Origin of the sequence: Streptomyces sp. NPDC059853 (assembly GCF_042731495.1) — a bacterium.
Classification (GTDB): domain Bacteria; phylum Actinomycetota; class Actinomycetes; order Streptomycetales; family Streptomycetaceae; genus Streptomyces.
Genome location: NZ_JBHWJL010000272.1, coordinates 1 through 7,127 on the forward strand (window position 1 = coordinate 1; position 7,127 = coordinate 7,127).

The 7,127-nt window shown below is 73.7% G+C and carries 7 protein-coding genes and 2 pseudogenes; 2 read left to right on the plus strand and 7 right to left on the minus strand.

Annotated features, from left to right (window positions below; all coding sequences use genetic code 11):
• From ACFV5N_RS22400 to ACFV5N_RS22425, 6 genes and pseudogenes are all read right to left on the minus strand, one after another.
• Positions 1 to 623: pseudogene (locus ACFV5N_RS22400) on the minus strand (hypothetical protein); the annotation flags it as partial.
• 186 nt (positions 624 to 809) lie between these two features.
• The gene (cbiE, locus tag ACFV5N_RS22405) at positions 810 to 2,039 is read right to left on the minus strand and encodes a precorrin-6y C5,15-methyltransferase (decarboxylating) subunit CbiE (RefSeq protein ID WP_385602697.1); all 1,230 of its coding nucleotides are present in this window, start codon (positions 2,037 to 2,039) and stop codon (positions 810 to 812) included.
• Between the two features lie 65 nt (positions 2,040 to 2,104).
• Positions 2,105 to 2,692: a GNAT family N-acetyltransferase gene (locus tag ACFV5N_RS22410; RefSeq protein ID WP_385602700.1), complete on the minus strand. Its 588-nt coding sequence runs from the start codon at positions 2,690 to 2,692 to the stop codon at positions 2,105 to 2,107.
• A 123-nt stretch (positions 2,693 to 2,815) separates the two neighbouring features.
• Positions 2,816 to 3,679 (minus strand): MetQ/NlpA family ABC transporter substrate-binding protein, encoded by an 864-nt coding sequence (locus ACFV5N_RS22415; RefSeq protein WP_385602703.1) that lies wholly within the window; start codon positions 3,677 to 3,679, stop codon positions 2,816 to 2,818.
• Positions 3,680 to 3,764: 85 nt separating this feature from the next.
• Positions 3,765 to 4,433: a methionine ABC transporter permease gene (locus tag ACFV5N_RS22420; protein WP_385602706.1), complete on the minus strand. Its 669-nt coding sequence runs from the start codon at positions 4,431 to 4,433 to the stop codon at positions 3,765 to 3,767.
• A complete protein-coding gene (locus ACFV5N_RS22425) occupies positions 4,433 to 5,473 on the minus strand; it encodes a methionine ABC transporter ATP-binding protein (protein ID WP_385602709.1) in 1,041 nt (346 codons plus the stop codon). The genes ACFV5N_RS22420 and ACFV5N_RS22425 overlap by 1 nt, the downstream gene beginning before the upstream one ends.
• A gap of 560 nt (positions 5,474 to 6,033) precedes the next feature.
• Between ACFV5N_RS22425 and ACFV5N_RS22430 the strand changes: the two genes are divergently transcribed.
• Both ACFV5N_RS22430 and ACFV5N_RS22435 read left to right on the plus strand, forming a co-directional pair.
• A complete protein-coding gene (locus ACFV5N_RS22430; RefSeq protein WP_385602712.1) occupies positions 6,034 to 6,411 on the plus strand; it encodes a hypothetical protein in 378 nt (125 codons plus the stop codon).
• Positions 6,404 to 6,874 (plus strand): hypothetical protein, encoded by a 471-nt coding sequence (locus tag ACFV5N_RS22435; RefSeq protein ID WP_385602715.1) that lies wholly within the window; start codon positions 6,404 to 6,406, stop codon positions 6,872 to 6,874. The genes ACFV5N_RS22430 and ACFV5N_RS22435 overlap by 8 nt, the downstream gene beginning before the upstream one ends.
• Before the next feature lie 10 nt (positions 6,875 to 6,884).
• Here the strand turns inward: ACFV5N_RS22435 and ACFV5N_RS22440 are convergent.
• A pseudogene (locus ACFV5N_RS22440) lies at positions 6,885 to 7,127 on the minus strand (GNAT family N-acetyltransferase); the annotation flags it as partial.

A 7,127-nucleotide genomic window follows, 5' to 3' on the forward strand; every position in this document is an offset into this window, starting at 1 on the left:
GGGCCGGCCTCTGCGCCCGCCGTGGCGGGCGTGCCCTGGGCCTCGGGGGCGCCCGGGGTCTCGGACGGGTCCTGCGCCTCAGGACCGCCCGGGTCACCGGGGGTGTCCGGTGCGCCCGCCGGTGCGGGCCCGGTCGCCGCGGCAGCGGCGGGGGGCGGCACGGGCCCGGGCGCGGGCCGGGCCTCCGCCGGTACGGCGGGACCGGCACCGGGACCCGCGGGCACCGGGCCGGAAGCGGGAGCGGGCGCGGGCGTCACACCCGGAGCGGGCGCAGGTGCGGGTGCCACACCCGGAGCGGGCGCAGGCGCGGGTGCCGCACCGGAAGCGGGCACCGCACGGCCCGGAGCGGGCACCGGTCCGGCGGCGGGCGGCGTCGGGCCCGGCTGCGGGGCGGCGGGGGCGCCCGCCGTGCGTGGTGCGGGGAAGAGGGGGGCCAGCTGGGCCGGTCTCGGGGCCGCCGGAGTGATCGGCTGCGGGGTGGGGGCCGCGTTGCCCCAGGCGACGTGCGCCCCCGGCATCAGCAGATCTTCCTCTTCGCCCTCGATGACATCGTCCGCCTGAGCCGTGAAGGGAAAGCCGTGCTCCGGCTCTCCCTCCTCCGGGATCCGGCCGGTGTCCGTCATGCGTACCCCTCGCCCATCGGTCGTGCTCTGCCGGGTCGTGTCGCCGGATGGATCCGGACATTGGCGGATGAATCATCAAGTCCGGCCGACGGCACAACGATCCACCAGCCTACCGTTGCCCGCGCCCACTCCCGGTCATGGGTCGTACGAGTGGCCCGGGATGGTCCGGGTTTGTCTCTCCGCTGGTCACGGACGGCTTCCGGCCAACAGGAAGACGACGGAACGCCCCTGTTCCGACCACTCCTGGGTCTCCAGTTCCACCGATTGCAGGAGCGTGCAGCGCACCGTGTAGCCCGCGCCGGCCAGCACCCGCCCCGCCGCTTCCGCCTGATCCCGGGTCATGGCGTGCGTGACGATCCGCTGCGGCCTGCGGTCGGCGCAGGCCACGAGCGTACGGTCGCCGCCGCCGCCGACCCGGACCACGTCCGGTTCCGGGAGGGACGCCAGCACCTGCGGGGCGACGCCGTGCACCACGTGCAGCTGGACTCCGAACCGCCGGGCGGTGGCCCCGGCCACCGCGCAGGCTTCGGCGTCCCGGTCCACGGCGATGACGGCCGCCCCGTGCCGGGCCGCCTCCAGGGCGGCCAGGCCGCTGCCCGCGCCGATGTCCCAGACGAGATCGCCGGGGCGCGGGCCGAGCACGGCCAGTTCCAGGGCCCGCAGGTGCGGGGTGCGGCCCGGGGCCGGCAGGGCGCTCTGCTGGTACGCGGCCGGGTCCAGGCCCCAGCCGCGCGGTTCGACGGCGGCGGCCGGGTCCAGGCCCGCGAGCCAGCTCTCCCCCGTGCCGCCGTCGGCGGCGGTGGCGCCACCGCCCGTGCCACCGACCACGATGACCAGATTGGGGTCGGTCCAGGTGTGCCGGGCGACCTTGTCCGAGGTGAGCACGGACACCCGTTCCCGGTCGGTGCCCAGTGCCTCGCAGATGACGAACGTCCGGTGCACGTCGCCGAGCAGCAGCGCGATCTCGGCGGGCCCGGCGCCCGGCGAGGTGAGGACGGCGACCTTGGGGTGGGCCCGGCAGACGTTGACGGCGCGGCGCAGGGTGCGCTGCTGGGCGGTGACGATACGGGCGTCGTCCCAGGGCATGCCGGCGCGCGCGAAGCCGGCCGCGACGGCGGAGACGGCCGGCATCACCTCGACCTCCAGGCCGTGTTCGAGGTGGCGCAGGGTGCGGACGACGCCGAAGAAGCCGGGGTCGCCGTCGGCGAGGACCACCGCCGTGCCCCGGTGGGCGGCGATCCGGCCGGCCGCGAGGCGGAGGCTGCCGAGTTGCACGCGTTCGGCGCCCGCGGGGATGTCGGGCAGGACCAGATGCCGGGGCGCGCCCGCGACCAGGGTGGCGGCGCTCAGCGCGGCACGTGCGCCCGGGGTCAGCGGGCTGCCGTCCCATCCGATCACGGTGACGCGGTCAGCCATGTACGGAAGCTCCTGGACTCGTCACGAGGGGGACGCCGCTGAGCCTACCGCGCGTGACCAGCGGTTCAGCGGTCTTCCAGGTCCTCCGGGAGAAGGCTCCACACGATGGTGTCGGTGCGGATGTCCGTCCAGCCGCCGTCCTCGGTGCGGGAGCGCACTATCCGGGCGTTGCGCAGGACCCCCTCGCTGACGCAGCCGGCCTTCTGGGCGACCTGCTGGGAGGCGGTGTTGCCGGCCGCGGTGCGCAGTTCGAGGCGTTCGAAGCGCTGGTCGCGGAAGAGCCACTGGGCGATGGCGAGCACCGTCTCGGCGGCGTAGCCCTCGCCGCGGGCCCAGGGGCCGATGATGCAGCCGAGTTCGGTGCGGCGGTTGCGCCAGTCGGTGTTCATCAGGTGGGCGCTGCCGACCAGCCGCTGGGTCAGGTGCTCGGTGACGGCGAAGACGATGCCGCGGCCGGTGCGGCGTTCGGCGGGGGCGCGTCTGACGATCCACTCGTGGGCGTCGCGCCGGGTGTACGGGGTGGGGGCGGTGGTCCAGGCGACGGTCAGCTCGTCGTTCATCATGTCGGTGAGCGGCGGGATGTCGGCTTCCTCGAAGGGGCGCAGCACGAGGCGTTCGGTGCTGATGGAGATGTCGGGGAAGTGGGATGTCATGCGCCGCTCCATGCCTGGGGTCCGAGGGGACAGCATGCAGTATCCAGCCCGTTCGCGCAGCGCCGGGCCCCGGCAGGGGTGCCGGGGCCCGGTGTGCGTGGGGTGGTACGCCGCTGTGGGAGGTCAGGCTCCGGGGGTACCGAAGGCCGGGACGACGGAGCCGGGGTAGGTGTCCTCGATGAACTGCTTGACCTCGTCGGAGTTCAGCAGCCGGGCGAGGGTCTGCACGGCCGGGTCGTCCTCGTTGCCCGCCTTGACGGCGAGGAAGTTGGCGTACGGGTTGCCCTCGGCCTCTTCCAGGGCGATGGCGTCGTCGGCCGGGGAGAGGCCGACCTCCAGGGCGTAGTTGCCGTTGACGATGGCGGCGTCGAAGTCGTCCAGGGCGCGCGGGAGGCTGGCGGCCTCCAGCTCGGTGAACGTGATGCCGCGGTCGTCGGTGATGTCACCGAGGACGGCCTCGGCGCCGACGCCGTCCTTCAGCTCGATGACGTCGTTCTGGGCGAGCAACTGGAGGGCACGGCCGCCGTTGCTGGCGTCGTCCGGGATGGCGATGGAGGAGCCCTCGGTGAGGCCGTCCAGGCTGTCCAGGGACTTGGAGTAGAGGCCGAGCGGTTCCAGGTGCACGTTGACGACCGGGACGATGTCGGTGCCGTGGTTGGCGTTGAAGTCGTCCAGGTAGGGCTGGTGCTGGAAGAAGTTGGCGTCCACCTCACCGCTGTCGACGGCGGTGTTGGGCAGCACGTAGTCGCTGAACTCCTGGACAGTCAGCTCCAGTCCGGCGTCCTCGGCGAGGTTGTCCCGGACGAAGTCGAGGATCTGCGCGTGCGGGTTGGGGTTGGCCGCGACGGTGATCCGCTGGACGTCGCCGGCGGACGAGCCGGCGTCGTCGCCGCTGCGCGGATCGGAGTCGGTGCCGCAGGCGGCCAGGCTCAGGGTGAGGGCGGCTGCGGAGGCCACGAGGGTGGCGGTACGGAGGTGAGTACGCACGAAAAGTGCCTTTCGATCACTGCGGGTTGTTCTCATGGGCCCGGGGGTGCCGGGGGTCTGTGGGGCCGGGGCGGTCCGGCGGCGGTCAGCCGGTGCGCTTGCGGCGGGTCAGCAGGCGGACGACGCCGTCGCCCAGCAGCTGCACGACGGTCACGATCACGACGATCACCGCGAGGATGATGTACATGAAGTCGGTCTCGAACCGCTGGTGGCCGTAGGTGAGGGCGAGGGTGCCCAGGCCGCCGCCGCCGACCGCGCCGGCCATGGCGGAGTAGCCGATGAGGGCGATCACGGTGGTGGTGAGGCCGGCGACCAGGGAGGCCAGGGACTGCGGCAGCAGCACCTTGAGGACGACGGTCCAGGTGCCGCCGCCCATCGCCTGCGCGGCTTCGACCAGGCCGTGGTCGACCTCGCGCACGGAGGTCTCCACCAACCGGGCGAAGAAGGGGATGGCGCCGATGGCGAGCGGCACGATGGCGGCCGTGGGGCCGAAGGCGGTGCCCACCACCCAGCGGGTGAAGGGGATGAGGGCGACCATCATGATGATGAACGGCAGCGAGCGGCCGACATTGACGACGGCGCCGAGGATCTTGTTGACGACGGTGTTGGCGAGCAGCCCGCCGCGGTCGGTGAGCACGAGGAGGACGCCGAGGGGCAGTCCGCCGAGTGCGGCGATCAGGGTGGACCAGCCGACCATGTAGAGGGTGTCGATGGTGCCCTGCTCCAGCAGGGGCCGCATCTGATCCCAGCCCATCAGGCACCTTCCTTGCTGAGCGCGACGCCGGGGGTGGCGTCGGCGCCGGGTATCTCGACGGTCAGGCCCTGGGCGCGCAGAAAGGCGAGCGCCCGGTCGTTGTCCTCGGGGCGTCCGGGGAGTTCGATGCGCATCCGGCCGACCTGGGCGTCGCCGACGGTGTCCATGGCGGCGCCGAGGATCGAGACGTCGATGTCGTGGTCGCGGGCGAGCTGGGAGATGACGGGCCGGCCCGCGCTGCCGCCGTGGAAGGTGATGTCGACCAGAGTGCGGCCGGTGCCCGCGGTGCCGGTGAGGGGGAAGAGTTCGGCGGCGAGGGTGGAGCCGGGGGTGGCGAGCAGGTCGGAGACGACCCCGGACTCGACGATGCGGCCGTCGCGCATCAGGGCCGCGGAGTCGCAGACGGTCTTGACGACGTCCATCTCGTGGGTGATGAGGAGGACGGTGAGCCCGAGCTGCCGGTTGAGGTCGCGCAGCAGTTGGAGGACGGAGCGGGTGGTCTCGGGGTCGAGCGCGGAGGTCGCCTCGTCCGAGAGCAGCACCTTGGGGTCGCCGGCCAGGGCGCGGGCGATGCCGACGCGCTGCTTCTGGCCGCCGGAGAGCTGGGTGGGGAACGCGCGGGCCTTGTCGGCGAGGCCGACGAGGTCGAGGAGGTCCAGGGCCTTGCGGGCGCGTTCGCGGCGGGTGAGGCCCAGGATCTCCAGCGGCAGCTCGATGTTGCCCTGCACGGTGCGGGCGGAGAGCAGGTTGAAGTGCTGGAAGATCATGCCGATGCGGGTGCGGGCCTCGCGCAGCGGGCGGCCGGCGCGCTTGCCCCGGCCGGCCAGGGCGGTGAGGTCGGTGCCGTCGACGGTGACCGTGCCGGAGGTGGGCCGCTCCAGCAGGTTGACGCAGCGGATCAGGGTGGATTTGCCGGCGCCGCTCTGGCCGATGACGCCGAAGACCTCACCGGGCCGGACGTGGAGGTTCACACCGTCCAGCGCGGTGACCTCACGGCCGCGTGAGTGGTAGACCTTGGTGAGGTCCGTGGTCGTGATCACTGGGTTCCCGTCACGGTCGGGTGTCCGGGCGCGCGGCTGGGCGCGCCGGGCACGGGGCAGGTCCCCGCGGGGGTTTCGCGGGGTCAACGAGAGAGGTGAGCGCGAGGCCGGGGGCGGGCGGATCGGCGCCGGCCGGGTGGCTGTCGGAGTTCGCTTCGGGGCGCGAGACGGCTCGTGCGGGGGCCCTCAGCGGTCACACATTCGGCCCCGACAACGAGCACCGGGCACAGGGGCTGCCTCGGTCGTCAGGGAACGATGGCTCGTCGCGGTCATGCCGACCAGTAAAACAGAACGCTTGTATCCCGTCCCTTATACGGACACTCCCGTCCGCATGGTGGACATACGACCGGCCTGTCCCGCTCCCCGTACCGGGACCGGTGAACCTGGTGTGACCTGCGCGGATACCGGGTGGGACGCGGCCCGCGGCGGGTGCGCGGCGGGCGGGACGGCAGGGGCCGGTGTGGCCAACGCCACGGTGCCCGGGCTGTGCGCGGGCGGGGTGGGGATCGGGCCGGGGGTGGGGTCGGGACGGTCCCGGGGCGCGCAGTAGAGTCGGCGCCATGCTCACCCCGTTGACGGTCGCGGTCGCCGTGGCCGCGCTGCTGCTGGCCGCCTGGTGCGCGTACGCCGCCCTGCGCGGCCAGCCCGTCAAGGACTGGCACTACCTGGGTATGGCCGTGGTGCTGCTGCTCACGCTCGTGCAGCTGGCCATAGGGGTGGTCCAGCTCTCCGGCGGCGAGCGGCCCTCGGGCGACAGCACGGTGGTCTTCGCCTCGTACCTGGTCGCCGTGCCGCTGTGTCTGCCGGTGGTCGCGATGGTCTCGCTGGGCGAACGCTCCCGGTGGGGCTCGGCCACGGTCGCGGCGGGCGCCCTGGTGCTCGCGGTGCTCCAGCTGCGGCTGGACGACGTGTGGGCGGGCGGTGTGAGCGTTGGCTGAGCCCGCCACCCCTGCCACCCCCGCCGCGCCCGTCCCCGCCGGGGCACCGGAGGCGTCCGGCCCCCGCGAGCACGGGCTGCGCGACGGTCCCGGCCGGCTGCTGGTGACGCTGTACGGCGTGTTCACCGTGGGCGCGGCCTCCCGCTCCCTCTACCAGCTCTCCACCCGCTTCGACGAGGCGCCGCTGGCCTACGCGCTGTCCGCCGTCGCCGCCCTGGTGTACGCCTTCATCACGGTGGCCCTGGTGCGCGGCGGGGAGGGAGCGCGGCGGATCGCGCTCGGATGCTGCGCCGCCGAGCTGGTTGGGGTGCTGGCGGTGGGGACCTGGACGCTGGTGGACCCGTCCGCCTTCCCGGACGCGACCGTGTGGTCGGACTACGGACGGGGCTATCTGTTCCTGCCGCTCGTGCTGCCGGTGACCGGGCTGCTGTGGCTGCGCCGGTCCCGGCGGCACGAACGCTGAGCGCCTGCCGTCAGGCGCTGGCGGCCAGTTCGCCCGGGCGCGCCTGGGGCACCCGGATCTTCTCCAGCGTGATGACGTTGAGGTGGCGCGACACGTGCTCGGTGGCCACCGGCGCGTAGCCGAGCCGCCGGTACAGCCGCAGGTTGCCCTCGCCGCGCTGGCCGGAGTGCAGCCGGTAGCGGGCGGCGTCGGCCTCGGCCGCGAGGCGCTGTTCGATCCGGTCGAGCAGCCGGCCGCCGAGGCCGTGGCGCTG